The 16,769-nt window shown below is 61.5% G+C and carries 15 protein-coding genes; 9 read left to right on the top strand and 6 right to left on the bottom strand.

Annotation, left to right across the window (positions count from 1 at the left end):
• The first annotated feature begins 73 nt into the window (after positions 1–73).
• Both HMPREF3176_RS05515 and HMPREF3176_RS05510 read left to right on the top strand, forming a co-directional pair.
• Positions 74–928, top strand: a complete 855-nt coding sequence (locus HMPREF3176_RS05515) for a siderophore-interacting protein (protein ID WP_070458874.1) — start codon at positions 74–76, stop codon at positions 926–928.
• 98 nt (positions 929–1,026) lie between these two features.
• Positions 1,027–1,638, top strand: coding sequence for a DNA-3-methyladenine glycosylase I (locus tag HMPREF3176_RS05510; protein WP_070458738.1), 612 nt, complete (start codon positions 1,027–1,029; stop codon positions 1,636–1,638).
• A 12-nt stretch (positions 1,639–1,650) separates the two neighbouring features.
• Here the strand turns inward: HMPREF3176_RS05510 and nirD are convergent, their stop codons facing one another.
• The gene (gene nirD, locus HMPREF3176_RS05505; RefSeq protein ID WP_070435987.1) at positions 1,651–2,004 is read right to left on the bottom strand and encodes a nitrite reductase small subunit NirD; all 354 of its coding nucleotides are present in this window, start codon (positions 2,002–2,004) and stop codon (positions 1,651–1,653) included.
• Between the two features lie 240 nt (positions 2,005–2,244).
• Between nirD and nirB the strand changes: the two genes are divergently transcribed.
• Genes nirB through HMPREF3176_RS05490 form a run of 3 tightly spaced genes read left to right on the top strand, consistent with a single transcriptional unit; the run spans position 2,245 to position 6,888 of the window.
• Positions 2,245–4,953, top strand: coding sequence for a nitrite reductase large subunit NirB (nirB, locus tag HMPREF3176_RS05500; RefSeq protein ID WP_070458736.1), 2,709 nt, complete (start codon positions 2,245–2,247; stop codon positions 4,951–4,953).
• Positions 4,954–4,957: 4 nt separating this feature from the next.
• On the top strand, positions 4,958–6,031 hold the full coding sequence (cobA, locus tag HMPREF3176_RS05495) for a uroporphyrinogen-III C-methyltransferase (protein ID WP_161493641.1): 1,074 nt from the start codon (positions 4,958–4,960) through the stop codon (positions 6,029–6,031).
• An 11-nt stretch (positions 6,032–6,042) separates the two neighbouring features.
• Entirely contained in the window at positions 6,043–6,888 is an 846-nt protein-coding gene (locus HMPREF3176_RS05490; protein WP_052126885.1) for a uroporphyrinogen-III synthase, read from the top strand.
• Here the strand turns inward: HMPREF3176_RS05490 and HMPREF3176_RS05485 are convergent.
• Genes HMPREF3176_RS05485 through metG form a run of 3 tightly spaced genes read right to left on the bottom strand, consistent with a single transcriptional unit; the run spans position 6,869 to position 10,187 of the window.
• Positions 6,869–7,591 (bottom strand): sirohydrochlorin chelatase, encoded by a 723-nt coding sequence (locus HMPREF3176_RS05485; RefSeq protein WP_070458734.1) that lies wholly within the window; start codon positions 7,589–7,591, stop codon positions 6,869–6,871. The genes HMPREF3176_RS05490 and HMPREF3176_RS05485 overlap by 20 nt on opposite strands.
• 10 nt (positions 7,592–7,601) lie before the next feature.
• Complete coding sequence (locus HMPREF3176_RS05480; RefSeq protein ID WP_070458732.1) at positions 7,602–8,375, bottom strand: ABC transporter permease; 774 nt, start codon at positions 8,373–8,375, stop codon at positions 7,602–7,604.
• Between the two features lie 15 nt (positions 8,376–8,390).
• Positions 8,391–10,187: a methionine--tRNA ligase gene (metG, locus tag HMPREF3176_RS05475; protein WP_070458730.1), complete on the bottom strand. Its 1,797-nt coding sequence runs from the start codon at positions 10,185–10,187 to the stop codon at positions 8,391–8,393.
• A 51-nt stretch (positions 10,188–10,238) separates the two neighbouring features.
• On the opposite strand from metG, the gene HMPREF3176_RS05470 reads away from it, so the two are divergent.
• The 3 genes from HMPREF3176_RS05470 (at position 10,239) to HMPREF3176_RS10635 (ending at position 13,598) form a co-directional block, all read left to right on the top strand.
• Positions 10,239–11,612: a UTP--glucose-1-phosphate uridylyltransferase gene (locus tag HMPREF3176_RS05470; protein WP_070458729.1), complete on the top strand. Its 1,374-nt coding sequence runs from the start codon at positions 10,239–10,241 to the stop codon at positions 11,610–11,612.
• Positions 11,613–11,905: 293 nt separating this feature from the next.
• A complete protein-coding gene (locus HMPREF3176_RS05465) occupies positions 11,906–12,589 on the top strand; it encodes a DUF6318 family protein (RefSeq protein ID WP_141742367.1) in 684 nt (227 codons plus the stop codon).
• Entirely contained in the window at positions 12,582–13,598 is a 1,017-nt protein-coding gene (locus tag HMPREF3176_RS10635; RefSeq protein ID WP_305790911.1) for a PKD domain-containing protein, read from the top strand. Before HMPREF3176_RS05465 ends, HMPREF3176_RS10635 begins: the two co-directional genes overlap by 8 nt.
• Positions 13,599–14,180: 582 nt before the next feature.
• Here HMPREF3176_RS10635 and pdxY read toward each other — a convergent pair.
• Positions 14,181–15,035: a pyridoxal kinase PdxY gene (gene pdxY, locus HMPREF3176_RS05455; RefSeq protein WP_070458721.1), complete on the bottom strand. Its 855-nt coding sequence runs from the start codon at positions 15,033–15,035 to the stop codon at positions 14,181–14,183.
• Positions 15,036–15,076: 41 nt separating this feature from the next.
• The gene (locus tag HMPREF3176_RS05450; protein ID WP_070458720.1) at positions 15,077–15,688 is read right to left on the bottom strand and encodes a thymidine kinase; all 612 of its coding nucleotides are present in this window, start codon (positions 15,686–15,688) and stop codon (positions 15,077–15,079) included.
• 82 nt (positions 15,689–15,770) lie between these two features.
• Here HMPREF3176_RS05450 and HMPREF3176_RS05445 point away from each other — a divergent pair, with 82 nt between their 5' ends.
• Complete coding sequence (locus HMPREF3176_RS05445; RefSeq protein WP_070458718.1) at positions 15,771–16,742, top strand: sugar phosphate isomerase/epimerase family protein; 972 nt, start codon at positions 15,771–15,773, stop codon at positions 16,740–16,742.
• Positions 16,743–16,769 lie beyond the last annotated feature (27 nt).

The raw sequence follows: 16,769 nt of genomic DNA, 5'->3' as shown, positions 1-16,769 counted from the left end.
GAACGGCGAGCCTCTTCCCTTTTTTGAAAGTGCGAGGTTTTGAAAATGGGGAGCTGTCGGTATAGTGCTGCGCATGATATCGGACAGCGCCGCAGCCCCTCCCCGTGGCAAAACCAAGCGCCAGCAGGCCGTGCTCACAGTTCAGGACAAGACGCAGGTGAGTAAGAACCTCGTGAGGCTCTGCCTTGGCGGCTCTGACTACGTAAAGCTCAACCGCAATTCGTGTACGGACGCATACGTCAAGCTCCTTTTGCCACAGCCGGGAAGCGGTCTAGCAGCACCCTTCGACATGGATCGGCTGCGAAATGAGGCCCCCGAACTCCTGCCCGCACGTCGCACGTATACGGTTCGCCGCTGGGATGATGCGAATGAACGGCTCTGGATTGACGTTGTCGTGCACAACGCTCCGGGTCAGCACGGCCTTGCATCCGACTGGGCCACACGTGCGCACGAAGGTGACCAAATCGCGCTCATGGGGGCTGGTGGTGGCTATTCGCCGCACCCAGAAGCTGATCTCCACGTCCTTGTGGGGGATCACGCAACAGTCCCGGCGATCGCCGCCGCGCTGGAGGTAATGCCGTCGAGCGCACGGGGCCACGCCGTCATTCACGTCGAGGACGAAGCCGATACTCTCTCTCTTTCTCACCCGGAGGGCTTCTCGCTCGAATGGGTTGTTGGCGCGCGCGAGGGGCTGCTCGTGGCTGTCGAAACGCTCGATATTCCACACGGCATCATCGACAAGCGCGGTGTCCATGTCTTTTGCCACGCCGAACGCGGCCTCACGAAGCAGTTGCGTGCCCATCTCGTGCGCGAAAGAGGAATTGCGCGCGAAGACATTTCGATCTCGGCGTATTGGGCGCTCGGCCGAGTGGAAGATCGATTCCAGGCAGAAAAGCGCGAAGCGATCGGTCGCATTGACCCCGATTGAGGGCGGTCTTGCTACGGCTCGTGCTCCACACCTTGGTGTTTTCCAAGTCCTTGCACTGCCGAGAACATGCTGCGAAGAGCAGTCGCTAGTCTCGAAGCATGAACAGTACTCTCACCACGCTGCCAAGCTGGGCACGCACAAGCGAGCTTATGGAGCACTACTACCTCACCGAGTGGGGAGTTCCCGTCACCGATGAACAGGGCGTATTCGAACGCCTGAGCCTCGAAGTATTCCAATGCGGTTTGTCGTGGAAAACGATTCTGACGAAGCGCGATGCTTTCCGCGAGGTCTTCCACCAATTCGCGGTCGATCGTGTCGCAGCTATGGGGGAGAGCGACATCGAACGGCTCATGGAGGATGAACGGATCATCCGCAACCGTCGGAAAATTGAGGCGGTCATCGGCAACGCTCGTGCCGCGCAAGCGCTGCGCGATGACGGCACCGATCTTGCGCGGCTCCTGTGGAGCTATGTCCCAGAAAAGACCTACGCGCCCCGAACTCAGGAGGAGATTCCCGCGCGCGATGAGACCTCGGCGCGTATGTCCGCTGATCTCAAGGCGCGCGGGTTTTCATTTGTGGGGCCCACGACCTGCTTCGCCCTCATGGAGGCGATCGGCATCGTCGACACGCACCTCGTCACCTCACCGCGGCGCGGCAGCTCGGGCATATTCGATTCCGACGGTCGCCGCATGGCCGGCGAGGCCGGCTAAGAACGCGTGCGCTCAGGCCGGATTTTTAGAATCGAGATCGACTTCGATCACGCCATCGCTCACGCGTGAGGCGTACACGGGCAGGGTGTAGGCGTCGTTGGCGTAGCACTTGCCGGTTTCGAGATCGTAGACCTCTTTGTAAATGGGGCTCGCGAGTGTCGCACGGCGCGCGCCTTCGACGTCGCGGTCGCCAACGATGCCGCGCGACATGACGCCCTGCTGGGTTCGGGGGTCAACGTTTGACACGACGTAGATCTGCTCGTCCCATGCCTTAACGACGGCGACTTGTTCGGTGCCAAAGAGAGCGGCTTCGGGAAGGTTCGGGTCGATGTCGGTGACCTTGCAGATGCTTTGCCAGTTGCTCATGGTTGTCCTCGCTTGTCGAGCCGCGAGAAGTGCGGCAGTAGGGGCTATAACGGGAATTAGCCGCGGTCATTGTAGGGAGCTGGTCAGCGGTTTTGCAGACCAAAGTCCCCCGCGCGGGGCGCATGACTTCGCTGTGAAATCCCCTCGTTCTTGTGCCTCTACTGTACTCGAATAACCCACCGCTCATTGTGTAGGGTGGGAAGACGTCTACACCCCTAAGTCTTCGAAGTAGGAGCCGCCTTGAGCACTGCCGACGTAACCCCCAACTCTGAAGCCACAGGCGAGGAAACCCTCGTCAAGCACGTCGTTGTCGTGGGCGGTGGCCCAGCTGCCCAGCGATTCGCCGAAACCATGCAGGCACGCGACAAGGCCGGCGCTTACAAGATCACGGTGATCTCTGAGGAGAACGTCGAGCCCTACGATCGCGTGAACCTCGCGAAGCGCTGGGACAAGAGTTACGATCTCACCCTCGGAGACCGCTCCCTGTGGGATGACCCGCGTATCGATCTTCGCCTTGGCGATCGCGTGAACTCCATCGAGCCCGAATCCAAGCTCGTGCGCACCTCTTCCGGCACCGTGTACGGCTACGACGAGCTCGTACTCGCGACAGGCTCGAATGCTTTCACCCCGCCGATCAACGGCTGGGACACCAAGGGTGTGTTCGTGTACCGCACCGTTGACGACGTCGACGGCATGAGCGCGACAGTTGAGGCGCTCAAGAACGATGAAAAGCGCACGGGTAAGGCCATTGTCCTCGGCGGCGGCCTCCTCGGCCTCGAAGCCGCAGGTGGCCTCGCGAGCGAGGGCTACGAGGTTCACCTCGTTGAGCTCGCCGGATGGCTCATGCCGGCTCAGCTTGACGAAGGCGGCGGCAACCTTCTCAATCGCCTCATCGAGCAGCGCGGCATCGTGCTGCACACGGGCGTGAGCCTCGAGCAGGTGCTCGCGCGCATCGAGTACCGCAAGGGCAATACTGCAGACGAAGAGGCAATTAACGCCGCAGCCTCGAATGTGCGCGGGGTCAAGCTTTCCGATGGCACCGAGCTCGAGGCAGACCTCGTGTGTCTCGCCGTGGGCATTCGACCGCGAGACGAGCTCGGCAAGGTGAACGGCTTCGAAATGGGTCCGCGCGGCGGCATTATGGTCGGCCAGGATTGCCGCACGTCGGTCGAGCACGTGTGGGCGATTGGCGAATGTGCCGCGATGGAAGGCCGCACCATCGGCCTTGTGGCTCCCGCGAACACGATGGCCGAGGTCGTTGCGGATCAGCTCCTCGGCGGCGAAAAACTCTTCGGCGAAATCGACGGTTCCACCAAACTCAAGCTGTCCGGCATCGACGTTGCAAGCTTCGGTGATGCGAAGGGCGCGGAGAAAGACTCGCTCGACGTTGTCTACGCCGACCCCACTCGCGGCATCTATCAGCGACTTGTCATGAGTCCCGATGCGGCCGTGCTGCGCGGCGGCATCCTTGTGGGTGATGCCTCGAACTATTCAACGCTTCGCGCTTACGTTGGGCGCGAGCTTCCTGGCGATCCGGCCGCTTACCTGGCAGCGGGCGGCGGCGAAGTGCCCGATTCAGGCGATATGCCCGACGACGTCATCGTCTGCTCGTGCAACAACATTTCCGCGGGCACCATCAAGGCAGCGATTAACGGTGAGGGTGACTTCGCCGAAGCGTGCCACGACATTCCGTCGATCAAGGCCGCAACGACGGCCGGCACCCAGTGTGGCTCGTGTGTGCCGCTTTTGACCAAGATCCTTGGAAACGAGCTTGCGAAGTCCGGCATTGCCATGTCGCGCGGCCTCTGCGAGCACTTCTCGATGCCTCGCGCCGAGCTCTTCCAGATCGTTAAGGAACACGACCTCAAGAGCTTCCCCGAAGTCATTGGCCGCTACGGCAAGGGCAATGGCTGTGACGTGTGTAAACCCGTCGTCGCATCGATTCTCGCGTCGCTTCGCGACGACTACATCCTCGGCAAAGGGCTCCAGGAGCTCCAGGATACGAACGACCGCTTCATCGCGAACATGCAGAAAGACGGCACCTACTCGGTGATCCCGCGCATGCCCGGCGGTGAGGTCAACCCCGAGGCGCTTGTCGTTCTCGCGGAGGTCGCACGCGACTTCAACCTGTACACGAAGATCACCGGCGCGCAGCGCATCGGTCTGTTCGGTGCCCGCCTTGAGCAGCTTCCGAACATTTGGACGCGCCTCGTGGAGGCCGGGTTTGAATCGGGCCAGGCTTATGGCAAGAGCCTTCGCGCGGTCAAGAGCTGCGTGGGTACGGATTGGTGCCGTTTCGGTCAGCAGGATTCCGTCGGCATGGCTGTGCTCCTCGAGAACCGCTACAAGGGCCTGCGTTCGCCGCACAAGTTCAAGCTCGGTGTGTCGGGCTGCGCGCGCGAATGTGCGGAGGCGCGCGGCAAGGACATCGGCGTGATCGCGACAGATAAGGGTTGGAACCTTTACGTCGGCGGCAACGGTGGCTTCACGCCGCGCCACGCCGACGAGTTTGCGCACGATTTGAGTGACGAAGAGCTCGTGAAGTACGTCGACCGTTTCCTCATGTACTACATCTCGGATGCCGATAAGCTCCAGCGCACCGCATCGTGGGTCGAAGCTAGGGGCATCGACCACGTTAAGGAGGCCGTGCTTGAGGATTCACTCGGCATGGGCGAGCAGTGGGAGCACGAGATGCAGAAGTTCGTGGACAACCACAAGGACGAGTGGGTCGAGGCCGTGAAGGATCCCCAGAAGCTTTCGCGCTTCCGGTCCTTCATCAACGCCCCCGACACGCCGGATCCGCTATTCGCGCGCGTGCCGATGCGCGATCAGAACCGCCCGGCCACCCTCGAAGAGCGCGAAGAGGTCCTCATTTCGGGCCCGGTAATCTCGTTCCGCGATGCGCATGGCCAGGAGGTTTCCGCCGATCAGGTTCTCGAACGCAAGTAATTGCGTGAAGGCTTCTGATTTCTCAGTCGCACACCAGTGGCGGGACCGCGTCGTTGATCTGACGGATCACCGCGGTCCCGCCGGTTGGCGTGCTGCGCAGGCGCTTGCTCGCGAAGGCGCCCTTGTTTACCTTGGGGACACGACCCCGCGCGAGCGCGCGTGCAATTTCGACCAACGTGCGCGGGAACTCGGGCACGAGGCGCTCGTGCTTCAGTGGGCGAGCGAGCCACGTGGGCAGATTCGTTCCGACGCTTGCCCGCCTCACGCCGAGAAAGTGACGCTTTCCGAAGACCAGGAACCGTCGGACAATCGCGCCCACGCGCCCGGCGTTGTCACCCTCGTGGGTGGAGGGCCGGGGGAGCCGAACCTTCTGACCGTAGCCGCGCTCAAGGCGATTGTGCGTGCCGACGTCATTCTTCTCGATCGTCTGGGCGTGGCGCTCAATGTCATGGATCTCGCGCCTGGCGCACTCGTTCTCGACGTTGGTAAGGCCCCGGGACGCCACAAAATGTCGCAAGAGTGCATAAACGACACAATGCTCGCCTTTGCGCGCGAAGGGGCGAGGGTGGTGCGGCTCAAAGGTGGGGATGTGTTCATTTTTGGGCGCGGGGGAGAAGAATGGCGGTTCCTCGCCGCTCACGGCATCCGCGTCGACATCGTCCCTGGAATCACGAGTGCGCTCAGCGTTCCCGCCCATGCGGGCGTCTCGGCAACCTATCGCAACGTGACGCGCGCGGTCACGATCATCTCGGGACACCAGCCATTTAACAATGCCGAGCTTTCGGCCCTCGTTGCGCTTGGCGGCACGATCGTGATTCTCATGGGAGTGGCAACCTTCCCCTCAACCGTCGCGGGCTTGCGAGCGGCTGGCCTGCCGGATTCCACTGGCGTCGCGCTCTTAGAGCAGGGCTACACCGCCCGCGAGCGCCACACGTTTACAACGCTCGGCGCTGCGATCGAGGATGCCCGCTCCCGCAACGTGACGAACCCGGCGATCATCGTGATCGGTGACGTCGTCAACGTCCGGGAAACCTCGGCAGAACTCACCGAAACAACCCCGCTCGCCGCTACCGAATAAGAGGAGTTCACATGAGCATCCCTAACCCGACCGCCGCAGCCGAACCGACTGAGCGTCCTCTTGCCGGTCTGCGCGTGGCCGTGACCGCTGCCCGACGTGCCGATGACCAAATCGCGGCTCTTGAGCGCGCCGGAGCCGAAGCATTCCACGCTCCCACGATGCGCATCGTTCCAGTCGAGGACGACACGGCACTGATCGAAGAAACCCACGCTCTTCTCGAGGCAGCCCCGCCGACGTTCTTCGTGACGACCGGGCAGGGCATTAATTCGTGGCTCGACATACTTGAGGATCCTCTCAAGCAGCGGGTCCTCGACTACCTCTCCACGACACAGATCATTTGCCGCGGATCTAAAGGCCGTGGCACCGTTCGCAAGTGGGGTCTTCCTGACGCTCCGAGCAGCGAGAAAGAAACGAGCACGTCGATGGTCGAGCTCGCGCTCGAACTCGGTATCGCCGATGGGCCAGTGGGGCTTCAGCGCCACGGATACGTCCCAGACAAGGCTCTCGCGCCGCTCGGCGACCGTGAACTCTACGTTGTGGCACCGTATCGGTGGGAACTCGCCGAGGACCTCGCACCGGTCCACACTCTCGTGAACGCGATCATCGCACGAGAGGTCGATGCGGTGACGTTCACCGCGGCGCCAGCCGTCGTAGCGCTCTTCCAGGTCGCGGAGGAGATGGGGGCTCGCACACAGCTTCTCGAAGCTCTCGACAACGACGTGTGCCCGGTTGCCGTCGGACACGTGACCGCCGAGCCGCTTGAAGACGAGGGGCTGCGCCCGCTTTACCCCGAGCGCGAAAGGCTCGGCGCAATGGTCAAGCTCATGGGAGAAAAGCTCAGGTCTCGCGAGCGTTGAGCCTAGAAAGCGCATCTTCGTAGCGCGCAGCTACGATCGGGGCGAGGGCGTCACCGAGGTGGTCGAGAACCAGCCAGCCCGCGTCCTGGGCCCGCTCGCGCGCCCTATCGAGCAATAAGCCGGGGGCGGCGAATAGGGGCAGCACAGTTCCTGGGCCCTTTGCTTTTTCGAGGCGATCGTTGATGCGGGGCTCGCACGTGGCAAAACGTACGTGAACGCTGCGTCCCGTGCACGCCGAGAGGTCATCGCCGAGCGCTTGAACCGCTTCGTTTGCACCCGGGCGCGACGAGCCAACCGCGAGGAGGATAATCTCGCCGCGTGGATGGTCACCCTCGCCCTGGTCGAGCCGCGTTGCGAGGACGTCCACCATCTCTGCGCCCGTGCCGATCACCTCGGCCTGCACGAGTTCGATCCCGTGGGCGGCTTTCGCCTCGCGCAGCTCGGTCGGTGCGTCCTCAGTCGCGTGATAGGCCTCGGTGAAAAGAAGCGGCACCGCGACAGCGGAGGAATACCCGTGTTCAGCGAGCATTTTTGCAACCTCGGTAATTGAAGGCGCGGCAAAATCCTCTAGATAGGCAGCGTGAGCCTCGATGCCGAGGCGAGCTCCTGCAGCGGAAACGAGGGACTCGGTCACGGCTGCGGCATCGGGGTTGCGGCTTCCGTGGGCGATACCTATCAATGCGGGGGCATTCGATAACGTCATACCAAAAACCCTACCCGACGTGCGCTTCCTTGATATTTTCGGCGCGCCCCGGCCGGCCGGCGGCAACGGGATCGGATCCCCACATTATGAGTGCTGCCGCGATCGTGCCGGTCACCATGATGCCCGCGAGCACGAGCAGCTGGAACCGGCCAGCTTCAAGCGGGGAAGCGCCCGCGAACACGGCACCCACAAACGCCCCCGGCATGGTCACAATTCCCGTGACACGGGTTTGATCCACATTCGGGATGAGAGCCTCGCTCATGGCCCTGGACGCGATATCGCGCACCGCCCGGCGATTCGTTGCACCGAGACCGAGCCATCCCTCGATCTCACCCCAATGCTGCGCGACGTCCTGGCCGAGCCTACGGCCTGAGAGGGTTACGACGCTCATGGCATTACCCGTAATAATGCCGCCGAAGGCGAGAAGGTTTTGTCCCGTGAAGGACAGCGCACCCGTGAGGAAGACGGTAAGAACAGACACCGCTACAGCCGTGCTCATCGAGATCGCGACGAGCACAACGGTGCGGGCATCGCCACCAAGTCGCCTCGACGAGGTCCAGATGCCAAAGCCGAGCATGACGAGCAGCGCGAGAAAGACGTACGCAACGTTCGTGATCGCGAAGCTAAGGACGCTTGCGAGGATCGCAAGCTGCAAAAGTGCCCGCACGAGGGCCACGGCAGGATCCAACCACTTGGGAATGCTCCACGCACGCCGGAGCGCGAGCGTCAAAGTGAGGCACAGAGCGAGAGCGAGCGCAGTCGCGAGAAGAACAGACGTGCTCACGCCCAACTCCCGAACCTACTGTTTATCGACACCGAGGCGCTCGAGCTCCTCTTCGATGATGCTCGGATCGAGCTTGCGGAAGATCGGCTTTGGTTTCGCGACAGGCGCTCCGACCGTCACCGGGCGGTGGCCCCACGCAGGAACGTTCGTGTAGTCGCCCGTGATAATCGGGTATGAGCCGTCGGCGTCGAGATCGTCGACTTCTTCGATGCGCGGCATCGGCGCAACCTCGAGAGTGCCGCCCAGCACCTTCTCCACCTCGTTCGCGGAGAACGGCAGGAACGGCGCAAGCATGGTGTTGAGGTCGGTGACGACCTGCGCGAGCACGTGAAGGATCGTGAGCAGGCGGAGCCGTTCCTCCTCCGCTTTGAGCTTGAACGGCTCGGTCGCCGAGACATAGGCGTTTGCCTCACCCACGAGGTGCATGATCTCGCTGATCGCGGCACGCTGGCGGTGGGTACGAATGAGGTTTCCGACGGTGTCAAAACCCTCGGTGACCTTTGCGAGAAGGGCGTTATCGGCATCCGTGAACTCACCGGCGGCGGGGATCTCACCGACGTTTTTCGCGATCATCGCGGCCGTTCGGTTCACAAGATTGCCCCATCCGGCAACGAGCTCGTTATTCGTGCGTGACACGAACTCGCTCCACGTGAAGTCGGCATCCTGGTTCTCAGGGCCCGCCGCGGAAATGAAGTACCGCAGGGCGTCGGCCTGGTAGCGTTCGAGAACATCGCGCACATAGATGACGACGCCCTTGGAACTCGAGAATTTCTTCCCCTCCATCGTGAGGAACTCCGAGCTCACGACCTCCGTCGGAAGATTAAGCGTGCCAAGCCTGCCGGGCTCGCCGCCCTTGCTGCCGCCCCCGTTGTGGGCGATCAACTCGGCCGGCCAAATCTGCGAGTGGAAAACGATGTTGTCCTTGCCCATGAAGTAGTAGGAAAGAGCCTCCGGGTCATTCCACCACTTGCGCCACGCTTCCGGATCGCCCGTGCGGCGCGCCCACTCAATCGAAGCGGAGAGGTAGCCGATCACGGCGTCGAACCACACGTACAGGCGCTTCGTGGGCTGATCCTCCCACCCCGGAACTGGAATGCCCCAGTCGATATCGCGGGTCATCGCGCGCGGCTTGATGTCCTTGAGGATGTTCTGGCTAAAGCGGATGACGTTCGGGCGCCACAGCCCCGTCGCCTCGCGCCCGTCAAGCCACGCTCCGAGTGCGTCGGCGAGTGCGGGAAGGTCTAGGAAATAGTGCGTGGTTTCGATGAACTTCGGGGTCTCGCCATTGATGCGGGAGACCGGGTCGATGAGATCGGTCGGGTCGAGCTGGTTGCCGCACGCATCGCACTGATCGCCGCGAGCACCCGGCGTTTTACACAGAGGGCACGTGCCCTCGATGTAGCGGTCGGGGAGAGTGCGGCCGGTCGAGGGGGAAATTGCGCCGCGGGTGACCTGCTCAATCATGTAGCCGTTGTCCCGCACGGTCGTGAACATTTCCTGCACGATCGCGTAGTGGTTGCCCGAGGTCGTGCGAGTAAAAAGATCGTAGGAAAGGCCCAAATTGACGAGGTCCTCGACGATCACGCGGTTGTTGCGGTCCGCGAGTTCGCGCGCCGTGATGCCCTCCTGATCAGCGGCCACAAGAATTGGGGTGCCGTGTTCGTCGGTTCCCGAGACCATGAGCACGTCGTGCCCGGCCATTCGCATGTAGCGCGAGAACACATCGGAAGGGACACCGAATCCGGCAACGTGGCCGATGTGGCGGGGTCCATTTGCATAGGGCCAGGCAACAGCAGAAAGCACAGTACTCATAGGGCTCCAATTCTACGACTTTTTATGAGGGAAGCGTCCTATCCTGGGGGCATGAGTTACGACAACGACACGAATGCCACCGGACTCACGCTCGCCCAGCAGAAAATGCGCGAGGCGGGCGTGGCGGAAGCTGCCATTAACGTCTTCAGCGACTTTTACCACCAGCTCGAGCAGGGCGTGACCGGTTCGATCCCTGAAGAGACAATCTCGCCGCTCACCGAGGTGGATCGACTCGCCGATGTCGAGGTTGATCCCGAGGTTGCGAAGGATGCTTTCTCGAAGCTCGTTGTCATCAACCTCAATGGTGGGCTTGGCACCTCGATGGGCATGGATCGCGCGAAGTCCCTGCTCCCTGTACGCGATGGCAAGAGCTTCCTCGAGATCATCGTCGAACAGGTGCTCGCCGCTCGAAAGAAGACTGGCGCCCGCCTCCCGCTGCTGTTTATGAACTCGTTCCGCACGCGCGAGGACACCCTCGAGGTGCTCGCTAAATATCCCGACCTTCAGGTGGGGGATCTGCCGCTCGACTTCCTCCAGAACAAGGAGCCGAAGCTCCGCCGCGACGACCTCACGCCCGTCGAATTCCCCGAGAACCCGGAGCTGGAATGGTGCCCGCCGGGCCACGGCGATATTTACACGGCCCTTCTCACCTCAGGCGTGCTTGATGCCCTGCTTGAGCAGGGGTTCCGCTACGCTTCAATTTCGAATTCAGACAACCTCGGCACCGTTCCCTCACCCGAGATCGCCGGTTGGTTCGCCGCTTCCGGCGCCCCCTACGCGGCTGAACTGTGCCGCCGCACAGCAGCGGACCGCAAGGGAGGCCACCTCGCCATTCGTAAGTCCGACGGTCGCCTCATCCTGCGCGACACCGCCCAAACCCCGGCGGAGCAGATGGACTACTTCACCGATGAGCACCGCCACCCGTTCTTCCACACGAACAACCTGTGGTTTGATCTTGAAAAGCTCAAGGAGATTCTCACCGAGCGCAAAGGCGTCATGGGTCTCCCGCTCATCCGCAACGAAAAGACCGTCGATCCTTCCGATAAATCGAGCACGCCGGTCTACCAGATTGAATCCGCCATGGGGGCGGCGATCGAGGTCTTCGAGGGGGCAACCGCGATTGTCGTTGACCGCTCGCGCTTCCTGCCCGTGAAAACAACGAACGATCTGTTGCTTGTGCGCTCCGACGTCTATGAGCTCACCGATGACTTCGCTCTTGAGAAAGTCGTCGAGAAGGCTCCGCTCGTGAAACTTGCCGACGGCCCCTACAAACTGGTGGGAGATTTTGAGCAGCGTTTCCCCGCGGGTGCGCCGAGTCTCAAGGGCGCTACCTCGCTCACTGTCGAGGGCGATTGGACGTTCAATGAGGGCGCTCGAATCGAAGGGGACGTGACGCTCGGGGCCGAGGGCGGAACCCTTCCCTAACCTCCCCTCCTCCTCGAATTGCATAGGGGATCCGGGGGTTTGGCGCGGTACATGTGGCCGCCCAGGCCCCCGTTTTAATGCTTTGTCGCCTTCCAAGAGCCATTGAAGTGCTTGGTCTCGGCGGGGGGCGCCGCTGAGTTCAGCACATGCCGGCTCGCTAGACTCTCTTCGCTCGTGAAGAGTTTCCACATTTTCGAAACAGCCGTTGCGCTGGCTGTGGCGTTCTGGTTGGCTATGTGACATGGGCCTCGCTCGGGGGAGTGGGGCGGTAGTGGACCGGATCGGGGGAGTGCATGTTGAGCGGGCGAGCGCGGGCTTGTGGTGTTTTCGGCGTTGTCGCGTTGGTGGCGGCGGGGTTGGTCGGCTGCGGCGGGGGTGAGCCTGCTGGCGGTCCGACGCTTGCTGCGAAGCCATCGACTTCTTCGACCACTAGTGATGCTGGCGGCTCGGACGGTGGCGGTGCCAGCGATGGCGGCGGGGAAGAGTCCTCTCGCACGGCGAATCTTCCACCCGAGAACGCCGCATTGAAGGCTCCTGATTTCAAAGATTACACCGGTATCACTTACGAGACCGATCAGGGCGCCCAGGAGACTGTTCGGTTCTTCTTCGATGCGATGTATTACGGGTATGCCACGGGCGATGTCTCGCCTTTCCAACGCGTCGTCGATGAGTCTGCATGCGAAGGATGCGCGAAGATCATCAACGATGTTGGAACATGGAGAACGTCGGGAAGTTATCTCACACCTTCTAAAAATGCGGCTCTTTCACTCGAGCGCATGCAGGATGAAGACTCTTATCGCGGGCGCACTCCGATCTATTACAGCTTTGAACGCAGTGCGGCAGTCAAGAAAACCTTAGACGGAAAGTCAGAAAACTTCCCTCAGCAAAAATATGAAGCGTCTGCACTGCTGGCGTGGCAAAACGATCACTGGGAAGTGGTAGCTGTGTCGTGGCGAAAGATGGCTGCCGATGAATAGACGCTTGTCGTGGCCATTCTTGATCGCTTTGTTTGTCTTGATAAATCTGGCATTACCTGCGTATCTGGCGAGAGCTGAAGGTTCGGATAGTCAATTTGATGCAGGCTTCACGGATGACGCTATCAGAATAGATGGCCACAAGCGTGGTCGTGGTGATTCTGTTGAGCGGCCGGTGGATATGTCGCCGGGGAAGCGTGATGCGGTGTCGGATGTTCCGCGGAGGGTGTGGGTGCCGGCGAGTGATCGGGATTTGGGTTGTCGTAGCGGTGGGCCTGATGTGTTTCGGGTGCTTGCTGTGACGTCTTTTTGTCGCGCTGCGCGCGCGGTGTGTCCGTCAGCTTTTCCGGGGGCGTCAGTGGTGGTGGGGCGTGAGGTGGAGGTGTCGACGGGTGCGCCGGTTTTGGGGACGGAGCGTGTGTCGGGGTGTTCGTCGCCGTCTTCGGGTTCGGGTGGTGGTGGTCCTGTGATGCCGGTGGTGTCGCAGGAGGATTTTCGTTCGCTTGGTGTGAAGCCGCTTGTGGCGCATTTGGGTCCGCCTGGTCAGTGGATTCCGGTGGGGATCGACATGATTGTGTGGGCTGAGTCGGGTGTGCAGGTGTTTGAGGTGGAGATGTTTGGGCAGTCGGTGCGGGTGCGGGCGACGCCGGTGAAGTATGTGTGGGATTTTGGGGATGGGACGGTGTTGACGACGTCGTTTCCGGGTCGGCCGCATCCGTCGAGGGATGTGTCGATGCGGTATGTGGGGCAGGGGTGGTATGAGGTTTCGCTTGTGGCGGTGTTTAGTGGGGAGTTTTCGGTGGCTGGTGGTCCGTGGCAGCCGGTTCAGGGGACGGTTGAGGTGGCTTCGGAGAAGAAGTGGATTTATTCGGATGTTCGGCAGTCGCGTCTTGTGGGGGATGAGGTGCCCGAGGAGTATGTGGGTATTCCTGATCGGGGTGCGGACACGCTCGGCCCAATAGACCCGGAAGCGGAAACGACGGTCTTGCTAGAGCCGCGGAAGAAACGATGATGGGCGGTTTTGATGAGCAGCGTTGTGCACGAGAGAATCGCTGCTTACGACAGATTCGCTCTGTCGTGAAAATGCCGTAGCGGTTGGGGCATAGGTACCGGAAAGGCATGTCCTATTCTTAGCGTGCTTTTGCTGGTCTTCTACACCCCGATTCTCATGGATGTTGAGTGCCTCAAGCAGCGCCTCTTGCGGTCAACTGATTCACTCCGCTTGTGGGAGGCGAGAGGAGCTGGAAAAGAGAGGTGAGGTCGTGGCTCCCTGTTGGAGAGGCGAGTTTAGGTGAGGGTGGGAAGTCCTAGAGGCGGAGCCAGCTGAACAGGTAGGGCGGAATGAGCCCGAGGCTGCCGTCGGACCTAGACTGCGAACCCAGTGACCACCGGCCTTAGGCCCACTCCCTGGAGCCGTCTCGCATTACGATCGAATTAGGCGAAGGAGGGGGGCAAAGGCGCCGCTATCGGTGATCTCTAGGCATCCCAAACCCCCACAACCCCTATGCAATCCGAGGAGGGTGAGGGGGGAACCCCCGCAGCACCTATGCAATCCGAGGAGGGCGGCACCAAACCCCCACAACCCCTATGGAATTCAGTGAGGGAGGGGGTGGGCCTTGAATTTCGTGTCGGGGTTGACGAAAGCCTCCTGGCATTCAACGATGAGGAGCTCGCGCGCCTTCGCCTCGATCGTGCGGTCGATGAGCTCGAACACCGAAGCGGCCGTCTTCTCGAGCGCCTCGACGGGGCCGGCGCCACCGAGCAAATGCGCAGCGAAGAGAGCCGTCGTCACATCGCCGCTGCCATGAACCTTCCGCTCAAGGCGGGGGGTTGCGAGAAGATACGCGCCCGACGAATCAGCGACGAGGAGCTCGAGCATGCCGTCGGCGGTGTTTTTCGTGATCACGCTCGTTACCAGCACGGTCTCGGCACCCTCGGTACGCAGCTGCTCGACCGCTTCAAGCGTGCCCTCGAGCGTGGACACATCGGTCCCCGTGAGTACGCCAAGCTCGAAGTGATTGGGCGTAAGTACCTCGGCGGCAGGAACGACTTTGTTCGCCATGAGCGGCGGAATATCGGCATCGACGTAGAACCCCTCGCCGGCATTGCCCATGACCGGGTCGGCGATATACACGGCGTTCGGATTATGAGCCTTCACGCGCTCCACCGCGTCGAGAATCACGTCGGTCACAGCCGCGGATCCCTGGTATCCGCTCAAGATAGCGTCGGCTTCGTCAAGAATGCCGAGCTCTTCGATCCCCAAAACAACCTCGTGAACGTCCTTCGCGTCGATGACGGGACCGCGGAACGTCGGGTGACCCGTGTGGTTTGAGAAAAGGACGGTGTTGACGGGCCATACTTCGTGGCCGAGCCGCTGCAGCGGAAAAACTGCGGCAGAATTACCCGCGTGCCCGTAGGCCACGGCGGACTGGATCGTCAAAATCTTCATGCGTCTCTCCTTGACGGCAGTTGAAAGGTGCACATCGCTGTTTAGAAAAGGGCGGGGCCGAGCGCTTTGGCTTTTTCGTCCAGATAGCACGTGCCGCACAGGGACTCGTAGGTGACGCGGCCAGCGCCATCAATCGCCACCTGATCTCCCTCGAATACGAACATGCCGTTTACGCTGCGGCAATTGAATTCGGCCTGAGAGCCGCATCGACACATGGTCGGTAGCTTCTCGAAGTTGTCGGCCAGCTCGAAAAGTCGCGACGAGCCAGGGAATTGGCAGGCGAGGAAGTCCGTGCGAAGCCCATAGCAAATCACCGAGATCTGATCGTTTTTCGCGACGAGAAAGAGTTGATCGATTTGGTCGCGGTCGAGGAACTGGCTCTCGTCAACGAGCACCACGTGGAAGTCGCGGTCGGGGCGTGCGGCGATGAACGCTTTGATTTCTTCGCGCAAGTCATGGCCAGACTCGATGAGAACGTCGACGCGTCGTTTTGCGCCTCCGCGGGCGAGCACCCAGTCCTCGCCCTTCGTATCGATAGCGGGCTTGACCGTGATCGTGCCGAGGCCTCGTTCCTCGTAGTTGTAGGCCGTCTTAATGAGGGTGTCGGATTTTCCCGAATTCATCGCGCCGTATTTGAAGTGGAGCTTAGCCATCGGTTCCTCCTGAGCGTCCCTTCGCCGTGCGCGAATCTGTCCTCCCCAACCTTAGTGCACCTGGCCTTGCTAGCGTGAAGGCGTGAGCACACGTGAGGATAGCGCCGGCGGCCGAAAAGTATTCACTCGCAAAAATCAGGCGAGGAAGAACTCGGAAGTTTGGCGCGAGAGGAGCCGGGCAGGCGTCGGAATCCGAGAAGCCGGCCCTGGCAACGGAACGGGCCGTACCAACGAGGGTAGTGCCCAACCCGGGGGCTCCCACCCGCACCGCGCGATTCCCGTGGGCCTGTCGACCTCGTCGCTTTTCCCGCTTGGCCTCGAGGACACGTTTAAAGCGGCGCGTGAAACCGGCTATGACGGTGTTGAGGTCATGTGTTCTCTCGATCCCGCAACGCGTGACGCCATGCGTCTTCAGACCCTCACTCGCGTGTACGACCTTCCAATCTTGTCGCTTCACGCACCAACTCTCTTCTTCCTGCAGTTCGCGGGCGGCTTGGACCCCAAGAAAAAGCTCGAGGACACGATGCGCCTCGCCGTGGATCTTGGGGTTCCGACGGTTGTCGCCCACCCGCCATTTCGGTGGCAGGGACGTTACGCGAAGAATTTCGTGGAGACCGTTGCTGAACTCGAAGAGCGCTACGCAGTCGCGCTTGCCGTCGAGAATATGTATCCGTGGCGCCTCGGCGTGCGTGAGGCGCTCCCGTATTACCCCGACCACGACCCCACGGATGAGGATTACGCGCATCTTACGATCGATCTTTCGCACGCGTCGACGGCGGGGGATGATGCGCTCGCGATGATCGAACGCGTGGGGGATCGGCTCAGCCATCTCCACCTCACCGATGGGTCGGGGCACACCTTGCGCGATGAGCATCTGGTGCCGGGCGATGGCGATCAGCCGGTTGCCGAAATTCTGCAAAGGCTCGCGCGTCGAGGATGGGGCGGGTCTGTCATCGTGGAGATCGCGACGGGCGCGAGCCGGAACTTTGAGGCGAAGCTCGCCCCTATCGAACGCTCGCTCACGCTCGCCCGCAGAGAACTCAGTCACGTTTGAGCCCCGCAGCCCCCTGATCAGGTCAAT

It is taken from the genome of Dermabacter sp. HMSC08H10 (assembly GCF_001807585.1).
GTDB lineage: Bacteria > Actinomycetota > Actinomycetes > Actinomycetales > Dermabacteraceae > Dermabacter > Dermabacter hominis.
This window is presented reverse-complemented; position numbering and strand designations above follow the sequence as displayed.

Excerpts from the sequence above, each read along its gene's own strand:
- HMPREF3176_RS05515 (WP_070458874.1), top strand. The coding sequence starts at position 74 with ATGATATCGGACAGCGCCGCAGCCCCTCCCCGTGGCAAAACCAAGCGC.
- HMPREF3176_RS05510 (WP_070458738.1), top strand. The coding sequence starts at position 1,027 with ATGAACAGTACTCTCACCACGCTGCCAAGCTGGGCACGCACAAGCGAG.
- nirD (WP_070435987.1), bottom strand. The coding sequence starts at position 2,004 with ATGAGCAACTGGCAAAGCATCTGCAAGGTCACCGACATCGACCCGAAC.
- HMPREF3176_RS05490 (WP_052126885.1), top strand. The coding sequence starts at position 6,043 with ATGAGCATCCCTAACCCGACCGCCGCAGCCGAACCGACTGAGCGTCCT.
- HMPREF3176_RS05485 (WP_070458734.1), bottom strand. The coding sequence starts at position 7,591 with ATGACGTTATCGAATGCCCCCGCATTGATAGGTATCGCCCACGGAAGC.
- metG (WP_070458730.1), bottom strand. The coding sequence starts at position 10,187 with ATGAGTACTGTGCTTTCTGCTGTTGCCTGGCCCTATGCAAATGGACCC.
- HMPREF3176_RS05470 (WP_070458729.1), top strand. The coding sequence starts at position 10,239 with ATGAGTTACGACAACGACACGAATGCCACCGGACTCACGCTCGCCCAG.
- HMPREF3176_RS05465 (WP_141742367.1), top strand. The coding sequence starts at position 11,906 with ATGTTGAGCGGGCGAGCGCGGGCTTGTGGTGTTTTCGGCGTTGTCGCG.
- HMPREF3176_RS10635 (WP_305790911.1), top strand. The coding sequence starts at position 12,582 with ATGAATAGACGCTTGTCGTGGCCATTCTTGATCGCTTTGTTTGTCTTG.
- pdxY (WP_070458721.1), bottom strand. The coding sequence starts at position 15,035 with ATGAAGATTTTGACGATCCAGTCCGCCGTGGCCTACGGGCACGCGGGT.
- HMPREF3176_RS05450 (WP_070458720.1), bottom strand. The coding sequence starts at position 15,688 with ATGGCTAAGCTCCACTTCAAATACGGCGCGATGAATTCGGGAAAATCC.